Origin of the sequence: Nocardia testacea NBRC 100365 (assembly GCF_000308775.1) — a bacterium.
Taxonomy (GTDB): Bacteria; Actinomycetota; Actinomycetes; order Mycobacteriales; family Mycobacteriaceae; genus Nocardia; species Nocardia testacea.
Genome location: NZ_BAGJ01000138.1, coordinates 1 through 19,322, shown reverse-complemented (window position 1 = coordinate 19,322; position 19,322 = coordinate 1). Strand labels below are relative to the sequence as shown.

Below are 19,322 nucleotides of genomic sequence, written 5' to 3'. Positions count from 1 at the left end.
GGGTGAGCTCGTCCCAGTCGATCAGTGTGACCGCGACACCGGTGCGCCCGGCCCGGCCGGTGCGGCCGATGCGGTGCACGTAGGTCTTCTCGTCCTCCGGGCACTGGTAGTTCACGACATGGGTCACATCGTCGATATCGATACCGCGGGCCGCGACATCGGTGGCGACCAGGACATCGATGGTGCCCTTGCGGAATTTCGTCAGGGCCTTCTCGCGGGCGATCTGCCCGAGATCGCCGTGCACCGCGCCGACCGCGAAACCGCGTTCGGCCAATTCGTCGGCGACCTTCTGCGCGGTGCGTTTGGTGCGGGTGAAGATCATGGTGGCGCCCCGGCCCTCGGCCTGCAGCACTCGTGCGACCAGTTCGCTCTTGTCCAGCGCGTGGGCCCGGTACACGAATTGCGCGGTGCGATCGTGGATCGCCGAATCATGGGGTTCCTCGGCCCGGATATGGGTGGGGCGGGTGAGGAAAGTGCGGGCCAGGGTGATGATCGGGCCGGGCATGGTCGCCGAGAACAGCATGGTCTGCCGTTTGTCCGGCACCATGCCGAGAATGCGCTCGATATCGGGCAGGAAGCCCAGATCGAGCATTTCGTCGGCTTCGTCCAGGACCAGGACGCCCACTTTGCCGAGGATCAGATGCTGCTGATCGGCCAGGTCGAGCAGGCGGCCGGGCGTACCGACCACGACGTCGACGCCGGCGCGTAGCGCCTCGATCTGCGCTTCATAGGGGCGGCCGCCGTAGATCGAGGTGACTCGCAGCGGACCTTTCTGGTTGGTGAGGTATTTCGCCGCGTTCTCCAGGTCCTGGGTCACCTGGATGCACAGTTCGCGCGTCGGCACGATGACCAGGGCGCGCGGCGTGCCGTCCAGCGGCGTGGTACCGGATTCGGCGGTGCTGATCCGGTGTAGCAACGGAACTCCGAAACCGAAGGTTTTACCCATTCCGGTACGGGCCTGGCCGATGAGATCCTCGCCGGCCAGGGCCAGGGGCAGGGTGAGTTCCTGGATTGCGAAAGTGCGTTCGATACCGATCTCACCGAGCGCGCGCACGATTTCGTCGCGTACTCCCAATTCGGTGAAAGTCGGTGCGGTGTGTGCGGAGTCCAACTCGGCTGTCAGCAGCGTCTCCGCCAGACCGGGTTCCGGTTCAACTGTGATCTTGCTCAGGTTCGTGCCTTCCCTCGTTATCGCGCTACACGCGCACGAGGCGTGGGGCGGACCGGCCGGTCCGCGACGACCACGGATCCGCCCTGCGATACTCACCCGGGCCGCCGCCGGATGTCGGCAGGTGCCCGGATGAGGGCAGCGAAGCTCGGACATCGGCGCAGCGCATCGGTGACGCGGATCTGGTGCGCGCACATTTTCCGTGGACCCCGGAGAATTCTTCGACCACCGCACGGCGCACCCGGGGTGCGCGACTTTCGGCGCTGCCGGTTCTCATGGATCGGCTGAATTCTTCCGTTGTCCGTCGCGATTGTAGCGTGCTATTGTTCCGCGCTCCGAAAGGCGCTCGCGCAAATCCGCTGGACGTTGATCTTTTCGGCGGCTTCGCCCGCTGAGCCGTCCTGTGCGGCAGAGTGTTTCGCCCGGTGTGACAAGTGTTCGCGCGCACCAGGGAACAGGTATTCGTGGTGAGTGATTCGGCACACACCCGGCCGATCGGTCCTCGGCATAGCTGGTACCGCCGTATACATCTATGAGAGATTCGTGCCGTGAGCATCGCAGACCGAGGTATCGCGCTGGCCGATCGCGCCGTCCGGGCGGTGGACCCGGACGGTGAGCTGTCCCGGACCGTCGAGCGGGCCGCGCGCAACGCCTGGGCGCTGACATTCGGTGACGGCGTGGAAGGACGCCGCCCGACCCCCGCCTCGGTGCTGTGGGACGAACCGCATCGGCTGCTCCGGCGTTTCGAACCCGCCCTGCTCGCCGGTACGACCGCACCGTCGGCGGCCGCGGTACTGCTGGTGCCGCCGCTCGCCGCGCCCGCGAGCTGCTTCGATCTGCGGCCGGGACAGAGTCTGGCGGAATTCCTGCTGGAGACCGGTCGCGCGCCGTATGTCATCGACTACGGCGAGATCACCTACGCCGACCGCCGCATGGGTTTCGACGACTGGGTGTACGACATCCTGCCCGAGGCGATCCGCCGCACCGCCGCCGATCGGGCCGCCGCCGGTGGCGAGCCGGAAGTGGATCTGGTCGGCTGGTCGCTGGGCGGCACCATGGCGTTGCTGACCGCGGCCGCGAACAGTGAGCTGCCGGTGCGGTCGATCACCGCGGTGGGGGCGCCGCTGAACTACCGCGCGATGCCGATGACACCGCAGCTCGCCGCGGCCGCCCGGCTCACCGGCACCGGCGACGCCGTAGGTGCGGCGTTGCGCGCGCTGGGTGGTGTCCCGGCGCCCCTGACCCGGCTCGCCTACCGCATCACCGCCTGGGACCGGGAGGTCAAACGGCCCTGGTTCGTCGCCAACAACCTCGCCCGCACCGAGTCCCTGGCCCGGATGGAGGCCGTCGACCGCTTCATGGCCGATATGCCCGGCTATCCCGGCCGCATGTACCAGCAGTTGTGGAACCGGCTGGTGCTGCGCGACGAAATCGGCCGCGGCGTGGTCGATCTCGGGCAGGGTCCGATCCGGTTGGCCGATATCACCGCCCCGGTGCTGCTGGTGGGCGGGCCCGCCGATGTCATCACCCCGGCCCGCGCGGTGGAGCACGGCCTGCGCACGCTCACCGGGGCGAAGGCGGTCCACTACGAAACTGCGCCCGGCGGACATCTCGGTATCCTCGCCGGCGCCACTGCCCGCGCGACGACCTGGGCCTATCTCGACAAGTTCCTCACCACACCGGTGTGAGCGCGGCGGCGCGCAACGGCGGCGTACTACGCTGGATTTCCATGGGAGCACAGTCACCGGCCGGGCTGGGTGTTACACCGAGCGATTCGTCCGCTTCGCCGATTCCCGCCGATCATGCCGGCGTGACCGATCTGTTCGCGGTACTCGCCTACGGTGAGATATCCGCCTTCTACCGGCTGAGCGAGGAAGCCACGCTGTCGCCCACCCTGCGCGGCAAGGTCGCGGTGGCCCGGATGGCGGCGGCCGAGCTCGCGCATTTCGAACGACTCGACGCGGCGTTGACCGCGCGGGGCGCCGATGTGTACGCGGCCATGGCTCCGTTCACCCGGGCGCTCGACGACTACCACCGCTCCACCGACCCGTCCACCTGGCTGGAGTCGATGGTCAAATTCCATGTCGGTGACGGTATCGCCGCCGACTTCTATCGCGAGATCGCCGGTGCGCTGAGCCCGGACGTGGCGGCCGTGGTGCGAGATGTGCTCGCCGACACCGGCCATTCGGAGTTCGTCGTGGAGGAGGTCCGGCGCTCGGTCGCGGCCAGCAGATCCGAACGCGATCGGCTCACCCTGTGGGGCCGCCGGTTGCTCGGCGAAGCGATCACCCAGGCCCAGTATGTGATGGCGCAGCGTGACGAGCTCACCGAACTCGTGCTGGCGGCCACCGGGGATCTCAACGGGATCGCCACGCTGTTCGAACATATGCAGAGCGCCCACGCCGAACGAATGGCGGTACTCGGTCTCTGACCGCTGCGGCGGGGCCGCAAAATTTCGACGGTCGATCTCGTGTGGCCACGTCCCCGGGCGAGTGCGGCCGGGGGAGTTGCACCGAGGAGGACACCATTCCCAAGTACCTGCTGCTGAAGCACTACCGCGGCGCTCCGGCATCGGTCAACGATGTGCCGATGGATCAGTGGACGCAGGCGGAGATCTCGGCCCATGTGCAGTACATGGACGACTTCGCGGACCGGCTGAAGGCAACCGGTGAGTTCGTCGACCATCGGGCACTCGCCCCCGAGGGAATATTCGTCCGGTACGACGGGGCGGGCCGCCCGCCGGTCACCGACGGCCCGTTCGCCGAGACCAAGGACCTCATCGCCGGGTGGACCGTGATCGATGTGGACAGCTACGAGCGGGCCCTCGAACTGGCCGCCGAACTCTCGGCCGCGCCCGGGGCCGGTGGGAAGCCGATCCACGAATGGCTCGAACTGCGACCGCTGCTGACCGCTGTGCCCACCGTCCCGGAATGACCGCGGCGATGGACCGTCCCGGCGTGACCACCGTGAGCGAGGCACTGCTGCGGAACCTCACGCCGGGTGTGCTCGGGATTCTGGTCCGCCGCGGGGCCGAATTCGCGGCGGCCGAGGACGCTGTGCAGGACGCGTTGATCGAGGCACTGCGTGTGTGGCCCGGTGATCCGCCGCGGGATCCGAAGGGCTGGCTGGTCACCGTGGCCTGGCGCAAATTCCTCGACGGGACCCGCGCCGACGCCGCCCGGCGCCGGCGCGAGGATCTCGCCGACGAGGAACCGGCGCCCGGGCCCGCGACCGCGGTGGACGACACCCTCCAGCTCTACTTCCTGTGCGCCCATCCTTCGCTGACCCCGTCGTCCGCGGTCGCGCTCACCCTGCGCGCGGTCGGCGGGCTGACCACCCGCCAGATCGCCCAGGCGTATCTGGTGCCGGAGGCGACCATGGCCCAGCGCATCAGCCGGGCCAAACGCACTGTCGCCGGGACGCGATTCGACCGGCCCGGCGATGTCGCCACCGTGCTGCGGGTGCTGTATCTGATCTTCAACGAGGGCTACTCCGGCGATATCGATCTCGCGGCCGAGGCCATCCGCCTGACCCGGCAACTCGCGGGCGCGATGGACCACCCGGAGGTGGCCGGGCTGCTCGCCCTGATGCTGCTGCACCACGCCCGTCGAGCCTCGCGCACCACCGCCGACGGGGGCCTGGTACCGCTCGACGAACAGGATCGCGGCCGGTGGGACACCCAGATGATCGCCGAGGGGGTGCGGATCCTGCAGGCCGCCCTGGCCCGCGACCGGCTCGGTGAATTCCAGGCCCAGGCCGCGATCGCGGCCCTGCACGCCGACGCTCCCACCGCCGCGGAGACCGACTGGGCCCAGATCGTGGAGTGGTACGACGAACTCGTCCGGCTGACCGACAGCCCGGTCGTCCGGCTCAACCGCGCGGTGGCCGTCGGCGAGGCCCATGGACCGCGCGCCGGCCTGGCGGCGCTCACGACACTGGACGACACTCTGCCCCGCTACACCGCGGTGTCGGCCTACCTGCACGAACAAGACGGCGACCCGGTGACGGCGGCACGGTTGTATATCGAAGCGGCCCGCCGCGCCGCCGACCCGGCCGAACGCGCCTACCTCACCCGCCGCGCCGCGCGGCTGAACGCCGGCGGCCACGACTGACCGGCGTGCTTCCGCCGGCTGCTCGTCCATACCCCGGCCCGCCCCGCCGCGGGCGGGGCGGATAAACGCTGTTCGCTGACAGCGCACCCCGTCTTGTGTCCGGGGTGCGGCGGCTCAACTAGCCTTACTGGGACAGCACAGGACTCTAGGTTCGGAGGTTGGCCGTGGAGGTCAAGATCGGTATTTCGGATAGCCCGCGGGAACTCGTCATCGCCAGCTCGCAGAGCCCGGACGAGGTCGAGGCTCTGGTTTCCGAGGCGCTGGCCGCAACCAGCGGGGTCCTGGCGCTGGCCGACGAGAAGGGCCGCAAGTACCTGATCCAGGCCGGCAAGGTCGCCTATGTGGAGATCGGTGCCGTGACCGGCGGCCGGGTGGGTTTCGCCGCGGTCTGAGGACCGGGCCCGGACGAACGGAAGCCCCTGCCGGTCCGGCAGGGGCTTCGTCGTGTTCCGGTGGCGTGGGTCAGCCGATGGGGTGCAGGGGGACGTGTTTGAGACCGCCCCAAGCCAGTGCGACGGTGGTGTCCACGGCTTCGTCCTTGGGGATGGGACGGTCGGCTTCCAGCCAGTACCGGGCGGTGAACTGGCTCGCGCCGACCAGGCCGACCGCGAGGATGCGGGCCCGGTAGGGGTCGAGGCCGGAATCGTGGGCGACGAGGTCGTAGACCGCGTCCACGCAGGCTTCGGTGGCTTGTTCGACGCGGCGCTGGACCTGGGGTTCGTTGGTGAGATCGGATTCGAAGACCAGGCGGAAGCCCTGCATCTCGTTGTCCACGAAGTCGTAGTAGGCCGCGACCGCGGCCCGCACACGCTGCTTGTTGTCGGTGGTGGAGCGCAACGCCTGGCGCACGCTCGACACCAGCATGTCGACATAGTTCTGCAGGACGGCCAGATACAGCTCCAGCTTGCTGGTGAAGTGCTGGTACAGCACCGGCTTGCTCACGCCGGCGCACTGGGAGATCTCGTCCATACCGGCGGCGTGATAGCCGCGTAGGACGAAGATCTCGCTGGCGGCCGCGAGTAGTTGCTGGCGCCGCTCGTCACGGGGAAGCCGGGTGCCACGTTTGGGGGCGGTGCCGGACGACGAGCGGGACGTCATCCGGTCCACGAGGTCGGTCATATTCGGATCTCCCAGTCGATTCCCCGGCAAAGGGGTGTGTACCGGGTCTTTCGAGCACCATACTCGCTTACGATGCCGTTGCCGACCCGGGCTGGGAACCCGGAACCGGCCCCGATCCGCGTGGTGCCCTTCGGGAATGCCGGAAAGTGGCTCGCGCGGCGCCGCGGGCGCGGTTGCCGGGGGCACTTCCATTGTGGTCGTTACGGCGGGTTGTGAGAGTGTGGAGCCGTGACCGACCGACCGGAAAACTCCTCCGGCGGCGGGCGCAGCGCGCACCGCCCCCAGGATTCAGAGCTCGCGGTCGCCGCCCAGGCGACACCGGCGATATCGCCCGGCGACGGATCCCGGGAACCGCTGCGCGCGCGCCGGGACCCGGAGGATGATCCGCCGCCCGCGGCCAGGCTCGCGGCCGGGCAGCGACGGCGGCGGCTGCGTTTCGTCGTATCCAGGTACGGGTGGCGGGTGTACGCGTTGCCGGTGCTGCTGGTGCTGACGGTGTTCGTCGTGGTGGATGCGGTACGTACCGGTCGCGGGGGGCCTGCGGAACCGATCGATCCGGGGTTCGGGGCGCTCGGGCCGCCGCCGGCCAGTGCGGGTGTGATCGGCGCACCACCCGGCGACGGGAGCTTTCCGGAGGATCTGCCGATCGGGGCGCTGCCCGAGGGCGGGAAGTTCACCGAGACCGGTAAGGGCACCTGGCGGATCGTGCCCGGCGCCTCCGCCCGCGTCGGCGCGGGCGAGCAGTACACCTTCACCTACACGGTCGAGGTGGAGAACGGAATCGATACGCGTAACTTCGGCGGCGACGAATCGGTGGCCCGGATGGTCGAATCGACGCTCGGCAACCCGAAGAGCTGGGTGCACGACCGGAAGTTCGCGTTCCAGCGCATCGATCGCGGCGAGCCGGATTTCCGGATCTCGCTCACCGCCCGCGCCACCACGCGGGAGGTCTGCGGATTCGATATCCCGATCGATTCCTCCTGCTACAACTCCGATCAGGCCCGGGTGGTGCTGTCGGAGGCGCGCTGGGTGCGCGGGGCGCCGGCGTTCGACGGCGATATCGGCTCCTATCGGCAGTATCTGGTCAACCACGAGGTCGGGCACGCGATCGGCTACCACGAGCATCAGCCCTGTGAGAGCGAGGGCGGCCTGGCCCCGGTGATGATGCAGCAGACCTTCGGCACCGCCAACAACGAGATCGCGGCGCTGGACCCGTACGGTGTCGTGCCGATGGACGGCAAGACCTGCCGTTTCAACCCCTGGCCCTATCCGCGCGGCTGAACGCGGCCGCGGGGCGCACCGGCGGGTCCGGCGGTGGGGCCCGGCGCCGGCCGGGAAGAATGGCCCCGGCGCCGGCGTTGTACAGGGAACCTACGCCGGTGTGGGTGCGGGTCACAGCGGCTACGGGCCCCGGTTGTACGCACCCCGCACACCGCATCCGGCTATTTCGATACGAGGAGTTCGAAGACGTGTCATCACCGCAGTCCCTGCCTCCACTTGTGGAGCCCGCCGCCGAGCTGACCAGGGACGAGGTCGCCCGTTACAGCCGTCACCTGATCATCCCGGACCTCGGGATGGATGGGCAGAAACGGCTGAAGAACGCGAAGGTGCTCGTGATCGGCGCCGGCGGGCTGGGTTCCCCGGCGCTGCTGTACCTGGCCGCGGCCGGGGTCGGCACCCTGGGCATCGTCGAGTTCGACGAGGTCGACGCCTCGAATCTGCAGCGGCAGGTCATCCACGGTGAGTCCGATATCGGCCGCCCCAAGGCCGACAGTGCCCGCGATTCCATTCTGGAGATCAACTCCGGGATCGACGTCCGATTGCACAAGATCCGGCTGGAGCCGGAGAACGCGGTCGAGCTGTTCGCGCAATACGACCTGATCGTGGACGGCACCGACAACTTTGCGACCCGCTATCTGGTCAACGATGCCGCGGTGCTGGCCGGTAAACCGTATGTCTGGGGTTCGATCTACCGGTTCGAAGGCCAGGTGTCGGTGTTCTGGGAGGACGCCCCGGACGGTCGCGGGATCAACTATCGCGATCTGTACCCGGAGGCCCCGCCGCCGGGGATGGTGCCCTCCTGCGCCGAGGGCGGCGTGCTGGGTGTGCTGTGCGCGTCCATCGGTTCGGTCATGGTGACCGAGGCCATCAAACTGATCACCGGTATCGGCGACCCGCTGCTGGGCCGGCTCATGGTGTACGACGCACTCGATATGAGCTACCGGACCATCAAACTGCGTCGCGATCCCGCACGGCAGCCGATCACCGAACTGATCGACTACGAGGCATTCTGCGGTGTGGTCTCCGAGGAGGGGCAGGCCGCGGCCGCCGGTTCCACGGTGACCGCGCGTGAGCTCAAGGAGCTGCTGGATGCCGGCGATGTGGAGTTGATCGATGTGCGCGAACCGGTGGAATGGGACATCGTGCACATCGAGGGCGCGACGCTGATCCCGAAGGACCGCATCCTCTCCGGGGAGGCGCTGGCCGAACTGCCGCAGAACCGCAAGATCGTATTGCACTGCAAGACGGGCGTCCGGTCGGCCGAGGCGCTGGCCGCGCTCAAACGGGCCGGTTTCGCCGATGCCACGCATCTGCAGGGCGGCGTGATCGCTTGGGCGCACCAGGTCGATCCCTCACTGCCGGTGTACTGAGCCGCCCGCTCGCGGTATGCCGCTGACCTGCGCGTGAACCGCGCGCGGTCGGCGGCGCCGGTATCCGCGCGTGGTGTGCGACCGGCGCCGATCGCGGTGTGTCGCGGCCCTGCTACGACACGGTGTGGCGCGATACCGGGGCCCGGTGGCGGGAGTACGGTACGGCCGTGACCACCACTGTCGAACCCCCCGAACATGTGCGGGCCACGTACGGTCTGCGGGAAATGACCCCCGTCGCCCTCGGCGACTGGGAGGGCGGCTGGCGCCTCGGTGATGTGGTGCTCAGCCCGGTCGCCGACCACGCTCGCGCGGCCTGGTCGGCGAAGGTACGGGAGAGTCTGCGGGTGGACGGGCTGCGGCTGGCCCGCCCGGTGCGGGCCACCGACGGCCGGTATGTGGTGTCGGGCTGGCGGTGCGATACGTATATGACGGGCTCTCCGGAACCGCGGCACGATGAGGTGGTCTCGGTCTCGCTGCGACTGCACAAGGCCACCGCGACCCTGGAACGGCCCCGCTTCCTCTCCCAGCCGCCGGTCACCCCGTGGCTGGATGTGGATGTCTTCGTCGCCGCGGACCGGGCGGCGTGGGAAGCGGTCCCGCTGCGGACGCTGCGCGCGGCGGGCGCGGTGATGGAGAACTCGCCGGACGGCCGGCACAGCCTCGAACTGATCGGCCAGCTGGCGACGCTGCGCAAACCGGTACGGACACCGCCGCAGCTGGTGCACGGCGATCTGTTCGGCACCGTGCTGTTCGCCGGGGCGCAGACGCCCGCGCTCACCGATCTGACCCCGTACTGGCGGCCACCGGCGTGGGCGGCGGGCGTGGTGGTGGTGGACGCGCTGTCGTGGGGTGGGGCCGACGACGGACTGCTCGAACGCTGGTCCGATCTGCCGGAATGGCCGCAGATGCTGTTGCGCGCGGTGATGTTCCGGCTGGCGGTTCATGTGCTGCATCCGCGCTCCACGCCGGAAGCGCTGCCGGGATTGGTCCGGACGGCGGATATGGTGCGATTCCTGCTGTGATTCCGGCCGGATTCCGAGCCCGGGTACCGGACGGGCCCGGCCGGTTTCGGACCGGCCGGGCCTTTCGGCGCTACGGATCCCTCAGACGTTGGCGTACGCCAACGACGGCACCCGGCCCACCGCGAACGAGGCGCGTCGGTAGAACCACCAGGTGACTCCGGCCATCACCAGGAATGCGGCGGCGTAGGCCCAGAACGCGGGCGCCATGGTGCCGAATTCGGTGTTGGACAGGCGCAGTGCCTGCTGGAGTACGAAACCGCCGAAGGCGCCGACCGCGCCGATGACGCCGATGGCCGCGCCCGCCTGCCGCTTCGCCGAGGCCGCCCCTTCCGCGGGTTCGAGACCGTGCTCGGAGGCGTACTTCTTGGCCTGGGCGCTGAAGATGGACGGAATCATCCGGTAGGTGGAGCCGTTGCCGATTCCGGTGAGCACGAAGAGCATCAGGAAGGCCGGCAGGTAGAGCGGGAAGCTCTTCATCTCGAGCGCGGCCATGATGAGCGCGACCGCGACGGCCATCCCCCCGAACACGGCGATGGTGATCTTCGCGCCCCCGCCGAGCTTGTCGGAGAGCCAACCGCCGAACGGCCGGGAGAAGGAACCGACGAGGGCACCGAGGAACGCCAGATTTCCGAGGGTGGTGATCCAGCCGATGCTCGCCAGGTCGGGGAAGTTGGCCTTGATGAGGGTCGGGAAGGCGAACGAGAACCCGATGAACGAACCGAAGGTGCCGATGTAGAGGAACGCCATCACCCAGGTGTGATGATTGGTGAGGGCGGGCCGGTAGGAGCGTCCGTCGGATTTCGCGGTGGCCAGGCTGTCCATGTACCGGAGCGCGCCGAACGCGGCGGCCAGGATGAACGGGATCCACACCAGTACCGACAGGGTGATCCCGAAACGGTATCCGGCCGCGTCCTTCGCGGTCAGATGGGTGCCGAGAGTGATAAGCAGCGGCACGAGTAGCTGGGTCTGGGCGACACCGAGATTGCCGCCCGCGGCATTGATCCCGAGCGCCGCGCCCTTCTTCCCGTCCGGGAAGAAGAACGAGATATTGGCCATCGACGAGGAGAAATTACCGCCGCCGAAGCCGGACAGCGCGGCCAGCACCACGAAAACCCACATCGGGGTGCCGGGCTGGTTGACGAAGAAGATCAGGCCGACGGTGGGGACGAGCAGCATCGCGGCGCTGAACACGGTGAAGGCGCGCCCGCCGAACCGGGGAACGGCGAAGGTGTACGGGATGCGCAGGGTCGAACCGACCAGGGTGGGGACGGAGGTGAGCAGCAGGGCATTGCTGACCGCGGTCGGGTCGCCCTTGCCGAGGCCGTCCAGGAATGCGAAACCGGCAGCACCCATCCCGGTGACCACACTGGCCCACAGGACCCAGATACTGAATCCCAGATTCTCCGCGAATACCGAGAACAGCAGGTTCTTCTTGGCGGTGCGGTCGGCGCCGGATCGCCAGAACCGTTCGTTGTCCGGCTCCCACCGGTCGATCCAGCGACCCCGGCGCTGGTGCGCGAAAGTCGTTGCGGTATCGGGTATTTTTCGGCCGGTGTCGGCTGTCGCGGTCATCGGCGCCCCTCTCGTCGTTACTCGACGTCCCCCGGACCGGGGCGACCGGCCGCGGCAGCCGGGCGGTCGAGTGCGGTGTCGTGACGTGAGAAAACGCTAGGAGCCTGGTGTTTCCGCCACGTGGCGGGCAATGACGATCGCCACAAATCCCGCTCACGGTGCCGCCGCGTCCGGGTGATGGGTCGGTAACCTCGATGGAACCCGGCCAGGGCTACACCCGAGGCGCCGCGTGCGGAGTGCGACGTGTGACGCACGGCCGGAGCGAAGTCGGAGGTATACCGCGGTCGGCTCCGGTTGGTGTCGTGGGCGGTTGCCGGTACGTGGGCGCGCACGGCCGGAGCGCAACCCGGATACGCCTAGTGGTCGCGGTAGTCGGCCAGCAGCGTGTCGAGGAAACACCGGGTGGTCCGGGCGGCCTTGTCGGCGTCACCGTCGATGATGGCCTGCACCAGTTCCCGATGTTCGGCGGCGTACCAGCTGTCGATCCGGTCGGTGCGCGAACGGATCCCGGATTCGATGTAGCCCAGCAACGAGTCGTAGAACTCGATGTACACGGCATTGCCGCTGGCGAGCACGATCGCCCGGTGTAGTTGGACATCGGCCTCGATGGCCGCGGCCCGATCCACCCGCCACAGCCGGTTGCGGTCGTCGAGCAGCCGGCGAAGGGTGGCGATATCGGTGTCGTCGCGCCGGTGGGCGGCCAGCGCGGCGGCGGTGGCCTCGAGTCCGTGGCGTAATTCCAGGACATCGCGTTCGGCGGCCTCGGCGAAGTATTTGGTCAGGGTCCCGCCCACTTCGGAGGTGGCGATGACATAGGTACCGGAACCTTGCCGCCGTTCCAGCATGCCGGCATGGACCAGCGCCTGGACGGCCTCGCGTAGGGTGTTGCGGCCGGTGCCGGTCAGTTCGGCCAATTCGGGCTCGGTGGGGATCCGCGTCCCGATCGGCCAGCGTCCCGAGCGGATATCCTCTTTGAGTTGCTCGGTGACCTGGGCGATGAGACTGGTGCGGCGCACGCTTTGCACGGCAACAGAGTACCGCCCATCACAATGTTATTGCCCCAGTCATAGGGTCATCCTATGATTTCCGGGTGACTGCTGCGCTGCCCGAGACCTCCCAAGCGGCCGATCAACCTCTCGAGCAGCGGAAACGCAAGCTGATCGAGGGCCGGCTCCTGGTACTCGCGGCCATAGTCATGTCCGCGCTCGTGCTCCGCGTGGCGGTCACAGCGTTCACGCCGCTCGCCGAGGACATCGGGCGCGAAATCGGCTATTCGACCGCCGTCGTCGGCGTCTTCGGAATGATCCCGACCCTCATGTTCTCGGTGACGGGGCTGCTGGCGCCGCTCCTGGCCCGCAGGCTCGGTCTCGAACGGACCGTCCTGCTCGCGATGGCGGCGGCCGGGACCGGCATGCTGGTGCGGGTCCTCGTCTCGGGGACGGTCGAACTGCTGCTGTTCTCCGCGCTCGCGCTCGGCGGTATGGGAATCGGCAATATCGTGGTGCCGCCACTGGTCAAACGGTATTTCCCCGACCGGCTCGCCACGGTGAGCGCGCTCTACATCACCATGGTGCAGATCGGCACCGTGCTGCCGGCGCTGGTCGCGGTGCCGCTGGCGCAGGCGCACGGCTGGCGCGTCTCCCTCGGCGTATGGGCCCTGCTCGGCTTCGCGGCGGCCGTCCCCTGGATCGGCGTCCTGCGTATTCGCCGCGACCGGGCGGCCGCGGACAATACGGGCCTGCCGGACCCGGGCAGCGCCCCGGTCCCGCAGGTGTGGCGCTCCCCCCTGGCGTGGGGCATGGCGGCCACCTTCGGCATGACCTCACTGACCACCTACTCGGTGTTCACCTGGCTGCCGACGATCCTGGCCGACGCCGGCGCCGACGCGGCCTTCGGCGGTTCCATGGTCGCCCTGTTCGCGCTCGTGGGACTGGTCGCGGCCCTCACCGCGCCCACGGTGGCCGCCCGTCTCACCAACCCGTTTCCGGTGGTGGTGGGGTGTGCCGCCTGTTTCTTCGTGGCCTTCGCCGGGCTGCTCTTCGCGCCCATGAGCGCGCCCGTCCTGTGGGTGGCGATCCTGGGCCTGGGCCCGAGTACCTTCCCGATGACACTCACCCTCATCAACCTGCGCACCCGGACCCCGGCAGGTTCGTCCGCGCTGTCGGGTTTCACGCAGGGAGTCGGGTACGCGCTGGCCTGTGTGGGACCGCTGGTGTTCGGCATGCTGCACACGCTCACCGGCGGGTGGGCCGCCCCGTTCGCGCTGCTCTGTGTTTCGGTACTGGTCCTGCTGACCGGCGCCTGGCAGGCGTGTAAACCGCGGATGCTCGAGGATACGGTCACCGCGCGCTGAATCCGGTCGCCCCGGGTTCGGCGTCCGGAGTTGCGCCGGCGGGTGACGCGGGTCATCATCGGCCGGTGTCCTCACCGCGTGCCGCGGCGGATATGGGCAGTTCTTCACCGGCGGAAATGCCCATGACACAACGAATTAACATTGCCGGCCTGCTCACCTGAGCGCCGCGAACCGCGTGAGAAACCGTTGATTCGACGGTCATCTCGGGCAGCATTTCCGCAATACCGGTTTCCTACCGTGGGGTCGAACCACGTTGGGAGGCCCTTGTGAGCACGCAGACCGAAAGCCGCGGCAACGCTCTGTCGGCGATGTGGCGGCGGCCGAAACTCGAGCGCTGGGACGCCGAGGACACCGCGGCCTGGGAGGCCGGCGGTAAGAAGATCGCCACCCGCAATCTGATCTGGTCGGTCGTGGCCGAGCACATCGGATTCTCGATCTGGTCCATCTGGTCGGTCATGGTGCTGTTCATGCCGACCGAGACCTACGGTATCGACGCGGCGGGCAAATTCTTCCTGGTCGCTGTGCCGACACTGGTCGGCGCGATCCTGCGAATTCCGTACACGGTCGCCACGGCCCGGTTCGGCGGTCGCAACTGGACGGTGTTCAGCGCGGCCGCCCTGCTTGTCCCGGCCGTTCTCACGCTCTACTTCGTGAACCAGCCCGGCACCTCTTATACGACCTTCCTGATCGTCGCGGCGTTCGCCGGTCTGGGCGGTGGCAATTTCGCCTCCTCGATGACCAATATCAATGCCTTCTACCCGCAGCGGCTCAAGGGCTGGGCGCTGGGGATGAACGCGGGCGGCGGCAATATCGGCGTCCCGGTCATCCAGTTGTTCGGCCTGCTGGTGATCGCCACCCTCGGTGACGAATACGCCTCGGTGATCTGTGCGGCCTACCTGGTGCTGGTGGTGCTCGCCGGACTCGGCGCCGCCCTGTTCATGGACAATCTGCCGAACCAGAAGGCCGATCTGTCCTTCATGCTCACCGCGTTGAAGGTGCCGCAGTCGTGGGCGGTGTCGTTCCTCTATATCGGCACCTTCGGCTCTTTCATCGGCTACAGCTTCGCCTTCGGCCAGATCCTGCAGATCAGCTTTGTCGCCGGGGGTGACACCGCGGCCCAGGCCGCGCTGCACGCGGCGCAGATCGCCTTCATCGGCCCGCTGCTCGGGTCGATCGCCCGCCCCTACGGCGGCAAACTCGCCGACCGGATCGGCGGCAGCCGGGTCACCGTGTGCACCTTCGCGGCCATGATGGTCGCGGCGGTCGCGGTGGCGGTGGCCTCCACGATCGCCGACGGCTCGGGGGCGGGGTTCTCCGGTCCGGTGCTGGCCGTGCTGGTGGCCGGTTTCGTGGCGCTGTTCATCCTGTCCGGACTGGGCAACGGATCGGTCACCAAGATCATCCCGTCGGTTTTCGACGCCAAATCGCGCAGCCTGGACACCACCCCCGCCGAACGCGCCGCCTGGGCGCAGAACACCTCGGGCGCGCTCATCGGTTTCGTGGGCGCCATCGGCGCCCTCGGCGGTGTCGGCATCAACCTGGTGCTGCGGTCGTCCTACTCCTCGACCCAGTCCGCGACCACCGCTTTCTGGGTGTTCACGGTCTTCTATATCGCGTGCGCCCTGGTCACCTGGGCGGTGTTCCTGCGCCGGCCGGGTGCCCCGGTCCGCGACCGGGAGGTCGTCGCGGCGGCCGAGGCCCTGGTCCGGCAGGCCGAATCCGGTTCCCGCGATCCCCAGCCCACCGAACCCCGGTCCGCCCGGTCGTCGGCGACCCTCTGACCCCGGATCTCCACGGAGGACACCATGAACGCACAGCGCAGAACAGTCGTCGTCGCCGGTCACGGCATGGTCGGACACCGGTTCGTCGAGGCGATCCGCGCCCGGGACGAGTCGGGGCAATGGCAGGTCGTCGTTCTCGGCGAGGAGAAGCTGGCCGCCTACGACCGGGTCGGCCTGTCCTCCTACGTCGGCAACTGGGACGCCGCCTCCCTGGCGTTGCCGGGCAACGAGTACGCCGGCGACGAACTGGTCGACCTGCGCCTGGGCCAGCGGGCCGAGGCCATCGACAAGGACGCCCAGAAGGTCACCACCACCTCCGGTGAGGTGCTCGACTACGACGCGCTGGTCCTTGCGACCGGTTCCTACCCGTTCGTACCGCCCGTGCCGGGGCACGAACACGAGGAATGCTTCGTCTACCGGACCATCGAGGACCTGGACGGTATCCGGGCCGCGGCCGACGCGGCCGGACCGGGCGCCCACGGTGTGGTCGTGGGCGGTGGCCTGCTCGGGTTGGAGGCCGCCAACGCGCTGCGCCTGCTCGGGCTGACCCCGCACGTGGTGGAGTACAACGACCGCCTGATGCCGGCCCAGGTCGACGAGGGCGGCGGCGCGATCCTGGAGAAACTGGTCACCGACCTGGGGTTGCGGGTGCACACCGGGGTGGGCACGGCCGGGATCGATCGCGACGCGGCCGCCGGTCCGGCCGAACGGCTGCGGGTCGGTCTGTCCGACGGCACCGTGATCGATGCCGCGCTGGTGGTGTTCTCCGCGGGTGTCCGCCCGCGGGACCAGATCGCCCGCGACGCCGGACTCGAGGTCGGCCCGCGCGGTGGCGTGATCACCGATCTGGGTCTGGCCACCTCCGATCCGAATATCTACGCCATCGGTGAATGCGCCGCGATCGAAGGCGTCTGCTACGGGCTGGTGGCGCCCGGCTACAGCACCGCCGAGATCGTGGCCGACCGGCTGCTGGGCGGTGCCGGCGAGTTCCCCGGCGCCGATATGTCCACCAAGCTCAAACTGCTCGGGGTGGATGTGGCGAGCTTCGGCGACGCGCACGGCGCCACCGAGGGAGCGCTGTCGGTGGTACTGCACGACGCGGCCCGCGGCACCTACGCGAAACTGGTGATCTCCGACGACGCGCAGACCCTGCTGGGCGGCATCCTGGTCGGCGACGCCACCCAGTACGCCGCGCTGCGCCCGCTGGTTGGCCGGCCCTTACCGGCCGAACCCGCCGCACTCATCTCCCCGGCCGGTGCGGAACTGGGCGCCGACGCGCTGCCCGACGAAGCCCAGATCTGCTCGTGCAACGATGTGAGCAAGGGCGCCATCTGCGGCGCCATCGCCGAGGGCGCCTGCGATATCCCGGCCATCAAGGCCTGCACCAAGGCCGGCACCTCCTGCGGCGGTTGTGTGCCGATGATCAAGAAGGTGCTCGAACAGTCCGGCGTGGAGATGTCCAAGGCGCTGTGCGAGCACTTCGAGCAGTCGCGCGCGGAACTGTTCCAGATCGTGCAGGCCACCGGTATTCGTACCTTCTCCGAACTCATCGCCCGGTACGGCCGGGGGACCGGCTGCGATATCTGCAAGCCGACGGTCGCCTCGATCCTGGCCTCCACCTCCAGCGAGCACATTCTGGAGGGCGAGCAGGCCGCGCTACAGGACACCAACGACCACTTCCTGGCCAATATGCAGAAGAACGGCACCTACTCGGTGGTGCCGCGGATGCCGGGCGGCGAGGTCACGCCGGAACAGCTGATCGTGATCGGCGAGGTCGCCAAGGAGTTCGGTCTCTACACCAAGATCACCGGTGGGCAGCGGATCGACCTGTTCGGTGCCCGGGTGGAACAGTTGCCGCTCATCTGGAAGCGGCTGGTGGACGCCGGTATGGAATCGGGCCACGCGTACGGTAAATCGCTGCGCACGGTGAAGAGCTGCGTCGGTTCGACCTGGTGCCGGTACGGCCAGCAGGACTCGGTCGGCATGGCCGTCCTGCTGGAGAAGCGTTACCGCGGCCTGCGTTCGCCGCACAAACTGAAACTGGCCGTATCCGGGTGTGCCCGCGAATGCGCCGAGGCGCGCGGCAAGGATGTGGGCGTCATCGCCACCGAGAACGGGTGGAACCTCTATGTGGGCGGAAACGGCGGACTGACCCCCAAACACGCGGTCCTGCTCGCGGGCGACCTCGACGACGCGACCCTCATCACCTATATCGACCGCTACCTGATGTTCTACATCCGCACCGCGGACCGGCTGCAGCGCACCGCGCCGTGGCAGGAGGACCTCGGTATCGACTACGTGCGCGAGGTGGTGTGCGAGGACAGCCTCGGCATCGCCGCCGATCTGGAGCAGGCGATGGCCGACCACGTGGCCGGCTACCGCGACGAATGGGCCGCTGTCCTCGACGACGAGGAGAAACTCTCGCGATTCGTCTCGTTCGTCAACGCCCCCGCCGAGGCCGACCCGACCATCGCCTTCGACGACAGCGGTGAACGCAAGGTCCCGGTGCTACTCGGCCTGCCCGGGATGCCCGGAGGAGGCAGCGGAGTGTAACCACGCAGGGCGTGCCGGGCAGGCCGCGGTGGTACAGCCTGCCCGGTATGGCGGCACCAGTCGCTACGAGTGGGAAATGACGGCTTAACCGTCGAGAAACAGGCCGCCGGTACCAATGGGTAACGGCGTGTGGAGGAGAACACCGATGACCGTGATCGATACCCCAGTAATTGTTCCGGCCACCACCGGGTGGACGCGGGCGTGCCCGCTCGAATACCTGATCCCCGGCCGCGGTGTGGCGGTGCTGCTGCCCGGCGGCGCCCAGGCGGCCCTGTTCCTGCTGCCCGAGGGCACGTTGTACGCGGTCGGCAATATCGATCCGTTCGGCCGGGCGGCGGTGATGTCGCGCGGTATCGTCGGCGACCGCGGCGGGGAGCCGGTGGTCGCGTCACCGCTGCTGAAGCAGGCATTCTCCCTGCTCGACGGCCGGTGCCTGGACGACGCCACGATGCGATTGCCGGTATATTCCGTGCGCGTGGACGACGGACAGGTGTCGATCTCGGATCGGCCCGTGACGGTGGCTCCGGACGGCTGCCCGGTATGACGGTTCCGGAGACGAACACCGCACTGGCCGGTTTCACGATCGGTCTCACCGCGGCCCGGCGAGCCGAGGAATTCGCCACCTTGCTCACGCGCCGGGGCGCGTCGGTCGTATCCGCACCGGCCATCCGGATAATCCCGCTCGCCGACGACACCGAACTGGAACGGGTGACCAGCGAACTGGTGGCCGATCCGCCGCAGATCACGGTGGCCACCACGGGTATCGGATTCCGCGGCTGGATGGAGGCCGCCGAGGGCTGGGGCCTGGCCGAACAGTTGCGCGCGACGTTGGGCGGTACCCGGATGCTGGCCCGGGGGCCGAAGGCCAAGGGCGCGATCCGGGCGGCCGAACTGCGCGAGGAGTGGTCGCCGGCGTCGGAGTCCTCGGCCGAGGTGCTGGATCATCTACTCGCCGAAGGTGTGGAGGGCGTGCGGATCGCGGTCCAGTTGC

The 19,322-nt window shown here is 68.7% G+C and carries 17 protein-coding genes; 13 read left to right on the top strand and 4 right to left on the bottom strand.

Features of this window, described 5'->3' with window-relative positions:
* Positions 1-1,192: DEAD/DEAH box helicase (locus ON38_RS19335; RefSeq protein WP_039826285.1), on the bottom strand; the 1,192-nt coding region annotated here is incomplete at its 3' end.
* A gap of 524 nt (positions 1,193-1,716) precedes the next feature.
* Here ON38_RS19335 and ON38_RS19330 point away from each other — a divergent pair.
* From ON38_RS19330 to ON38_RS19310, 5 genes are all read left to right on the top strand, one after another.
* Positions 1,717-2,856 (top strand): polyhydroxyalkanoate synthase family protein, encoded by a 1,140-nt coding sequence (locus ON38_RS19330; RefSeq protein ID WP_306306687.1) that lies wholly within the window; start codon positions 1,717-1,719, stop codon positions 2,854-2,856.
* Between the two features lie 41 nt (positions 2,857-2,897).
* Positions 2,898-3,599 (top strand): ferritin-like fold-containing protein, encoded by a 702-nt coding sequence (locus tag ON38_RS19325; RefSeq protein ID WP_039826283.1) that lies wholly within the window; start codon positions 2,898-2,900, stop codon positions 3,597-3,599.
* 95 nt (positions 3,600-3,694) lie between these two features.
* Positions 3,695-4,102 carry a YciI family protein gene (locus ON38_RS19320; RefSeq protein WP_039826281.1) on the top strand — a complete coding sequence of 136 codons (408 nt, stop codon included), beginning with the start codon at positions 3,695-3,697 and terminating at the stop codon, positions 4,100-4,102.
* Positions 4,103-4,134: 32 nt separating this feature from the next.
* Complete coding sequence (locus tag ON38_RS19315; protein ID WP_039826279.1) at positions 4,135-5,280, top strand: RNA polymerase sigma factor; 1,146 nt, start codon at positions 4,135-4,137, stop codon at positions 5,278-5,280.
* 164 nt (positions 5,281-5,444) lie between these two features.
* A complete protein-coding gene (locus ON38_RS19310; protein WP_039826274.1) occupies positions 5,445-5,672 on the top strand; it encodes a DUF3107 domain-containing protein in 228 nt (75 codons plus the stop codon).
* Positions 5,673-5,742: 70 nt separating this feature from the next.
* Here ON38_RS19310 and fasR read toward each other — a convergent pair whose 3' ends face one another.
* A complete protein-coding gene (gene fasR / locus ON38_RS19305) occupies positions 5,743-6,399 on the bottom strand; it encodes an HTH-type transcriptional activator FasR (RefSeq protein ID WP_030523399.1) in 657 nt (218 codons plus the stop codon).
* A 228-nt stretch (positions 6,400-6,627) separates the two neighbouring features.
* On the opposite strand from fasR, the gene ON38_RS19300 reads away from it, so the two are divergent.
* The 3 genes from ON38_RS19300 to ON38_RS19290 all read left to right on the top strand — a co-directional run bounded on the left by ON38_RS19300 (position 6,628) and on the right by ON38_RS19290 (position 10,072).
* Positions 6,628-7,680: a DUF3152 domain-containing protein gene (locus ON38_RS19300; RefSeq protein ID WP_083872827.1), complete on the top strand. Its 1,053-nt coding sequence runs from the start codon at positions 6,628-6,630 to the stop codon at positions 7,678-7,680.
* 188 nt (positions 7,681-7,868) lie between these two features.
* The gene (gene moeZ, locus ON38_RS19295; protein ID WP_039826273.1) at positions 7,869-9,050 is read left to right on the top strand and encodes an adenylyltransferase/sulfurtransferase MoeZ; all 1,182 of its coding nucleotides are present in this window, start codon (positions 7,869-7,871) and stop codon (positions 9,048-9,050) included.
* Between the two features lie 167 nt (positions 9,051-9,217).
* A complete protein-coding gene (locus ON38_RS19290; protein WP_039826277.1) occupies positions 9,218-10,072 on the top strand; it encodes a TIGR02569 family protein in 855 nt (284 codons plus the stop codon).
* An 81-nt stretch (positions 10,073-10,153) separates the two neighbouring features.
* Here ON38_RS19290 and ON38_RS19285 read toward each other — a convergent pair whose 3' ends face one another.
* Entirely contained in the window at positions 10,154-11,644 is a 1,491-nt protein-coding gene (locus tag ON38_RS19285; protein WP_039826272.1) for an MFS transporter, read from the bottom strand.
* 356 nt (positions 11,645-12,000) lie between these two features.
* On the bottom strand, positions 12,001-12,669 hold the full coding sequence (locus tag ON38_RS19280; protein WP_039826271.1) for a FadR/GntR family transcriptional regulator: 669 nt from the start codon (positions 12,667-12,669) through the stop codon (positions 12,001-12,003).
* Between the two features lie 65 nt (positions 12,670-12,734).
* On the opposite strand from ON38_RS19280, the gene ON38_RS19275 reads away from it, so the two are divergent.
* From ON38_RS19275 to ON38_RS19255, 5 genes are all read left to right on the top strand, one after another.
* Positions 12,735-13,997, top strand: coding sequence for an MFS transporter (locus ON38_RS19275; RefSeq protein WP_051164970.1), 1,263 nt, complete (start codon positions 12,735-12,737; stop codon positions 13,995-13,997).
* A 308-nt stretch (positions 13,998-14,305) separates the two neighbouring features.
* The gene (locus ON38_RS19270; RefSeq protein ID WP_039826275.1) at positions 14,306-15,778 is read left to right on the top strand and encodes a nitrate/nitrite transporter; all 1,473 of its coding nucleotides are present in this window, start codon (positions 14,306-14,308) and stop codon (positions 15,776-15,778) included.
* 24 nt (positions 15,779-15,802) lie between these two features.
* Positions 15,803-18,331, top strand: coding sequence for a nitrite reductase large subunit NirB (gene nirB / locus ON38_RS19265; protein WP_039826270.1), 2,529 nt, complete (start codon positions 15,803-15,805; stop codon positions 18,329-18,331).
* A gap of 145 nt (positions 18,332-18,476) precedes the next feature.
* Positions 18,477-18,875: a nitrite reductase small subunit NirD gene (nirD, locus tag ON38_RS19260; RefSeq protein WP_039826269.1), complete on the top strand. Its 399-nt coding sequence runs from the start codon at positions 18,477-18,479 to the stop codon at positions 18,873-18,875.
* On the top strand, positions 18,872-19,322 hold a 451-nt coding region (locus tag ON38_RS19255), incomplete at its 3' end, for a uroporphyrinogen-III synthase (RefSeq protein WP_039826268.1). The genes nirD and ON38_RS19255, both read left to right, overlap by 4 nt.

Excerpts from the sequence above, each read along its gene's own strand:
- nirD (WP_039826269.1), top strand. The coding sequence starts at position 18,477 with ATGACCGTGATCGATACCCCAGTAATTGTTCCGGCCACCACCGGGTGG.
- fasR (WP_030523399.1), bottom strand. The coding sequence starts at position 6,399 with ATGACCGACCTCGTGGACCGGATGACGTCCCGCTCGTCGTCCGGCACC.
- ON38_RS19270 (WP_039826275.1), top strand. The coding sequence starts at position 14,306 with ATGTGGCGGCGGCCGAAACTCGAGCGCTGGGACGCCGAGGACACCGCG.
- ON38_RS19325 (WP_039826283.1), top strand. The coding sequence starts at position 2,898 with ATGGGAGCACAGTCACCGGCCGGGCTGGGTGTTACACCGAGCGATTCG.
- ON38_RS19285 (WP_039826272.1), bottom strand. The coding sequence starts at position 11,644 with ATGACCGCGACAGCCGACACCGGCCGAAAAATACCCGATACCGCAACG.
- nirB (WP_039826270.1), top strand. The coding sequence starts at position 15,803 with ATGAACGCACAGCGCAGAACAGTCGTCGTCGCCGGTCACGGCATGGTC.